We start from the raw sequence: 1,435 nt of genomic DNA, 5'->3' as shown, positions 1-1,435 counted from the left end.
CGAAGGAGTCTCAATGACGAAGTCAAGCCGCTTGCGCGGCCGGCGGGGCGGAGGTGAAGACTCGGTCGTCGCGCAGCAGGGCCCACAGGACGCCAGCTCGTCGGCGGGCCAGAGCGATGACGGCCTGGACGTGCTTGCAGCCCTCGCCGCGCTTCTTGAGGTAGAAGTCGCGGTTCGGTCCCTCGCGGATGATGCTGGTCTGCGCGGACATGTAGAACACCCGTCGCAGGCGGCGGCTGTAGCGTTTGGGACGGTGCAGATTGCCGGTGCGGCGTCCGGAGTCACGTGGAACGGGCACCAGCCCGGCCGCCGAGGCCAGATGGCCAGCGTCCGCGTAGGCGGTCAGGTCGCCCGCGGCGACGACGAACTCGGCGCCGAGTATCGGGCCCATGCCGGGCAGGGACTCGATGATCTCGGCCTGGGGATGGTTGCGGAACGTCCCGCGGATCTGCTGGTCGATCCGTTTGAGCCGGTCGTCCAGCGCCAGGATCTGTGCCGCGAGATCAGCCACGATCTGTGCAGCGACGTCTTCGCCGGGCAACGCGGTCTGCTGGGCCTGCGCGGCTTCCAGCGCGGTCGCGGCGACCGCGTCGGCGCCGCGCACACTGCGGTTGGCCAGCCATGCCGTGAGCCTGGCCCGGCCCCGCCGGCGGATCGCTGCCGGAGTCTGATAGCCGGTCAGCAGCACCAGCGCACCCTTGTGACTGGAGTAGTTGAAGGCCCGCTCCAGGGCGGGGAAGACGCCGGTCATCACGTCCCGCAGCCGGTTGATCATCCGCACCCGGTCGGCGACCAGATCGGACCGGTGAGCGGTCAGCAGCGACAAATCGGCAGCGAGCTGCGCGGGCACGTCGACCGCGGCGAAGTCCCTGCGGTGACGTGCGGTTTCGGCGATGACGTAGGCGTCGCGGGCGTCAGTCTTCGCCTCGCCCCGGTAGGCCCCGGACATGCGGTTGACGGTGCGGCCCGGCACATAGACGACCTGCTGGCCGTGAGCTGCGAGCAGAGCCAGCAGCAGCGCGGACGACGTGCCGGAGATGTCCACCGCCCACTGAACTCCGTCAGCCAGCGCCAAGATCTCGCCAAGCGCGGTCAGGATCGCCGACTCGTCGTTGTCGATCTTCTTCGACCACATGATCGCGCCGGTCTCGTCGACCACTGCCGCCCAGTGGTGGCCCTTGCCTGCGTCGATGCCGGCCCAGACCTGGGCCCGTCGCCTACTCACTCGCCCCTCCTCGTTCCGCACGGCTTGCCGACGGCCCGAGGAACACCCCGCTGTCATCTCCGTAATCAGCGACCGAAACGCACATCTCAATCAGCAGCCAGGGTGCCCAAGAGGGCCGGACGGCCACTCCTTCGGAGCCACAACTGGCAAGACCCGGTAAGCCACATCCGGCCCTCCCGGGCCGCCCAACAACTTACGGAGACCCGGTGA

1 protein-coding gene is annotated in these 1,435 nt (G+C 68.9%); it reads right to left on the bottom strand.

Going from position 1 to position 1,435, the window contains the following annotated elements; all coding sequences use genetic code 11:
* Nucleotides 1-22 precede the first annotated feature (22 nt).
* Nucleotides 23-1,225 (bottom strand): IS110 family transposase, encoded by a 1,203-nt coding sequence (locus tag ABZ208_RS39040; protein WP_356914191.1) that lies wholly within the window; start codon nt 1,223-1,225, stop codon nt 23-25.
* Nucleotides 1,226-1,435 lie beyond the last annotated feature (210 nt).

Source organism: Streptomyces sp. NPDC006208 (assembly GCF_040613775.1).
In the GTDB taxonomy this organism is placed as follows: Bacteria; Actinomycetota; Actinomycetes; order Streptomycetales; family Streptomycetaceae; genus Streptomyces.
The sequence above is the reverse complement of the archived record's forward strand: the minus strand, read 5'-3'. Positions and strand labels throughout refer to the sequence as shown.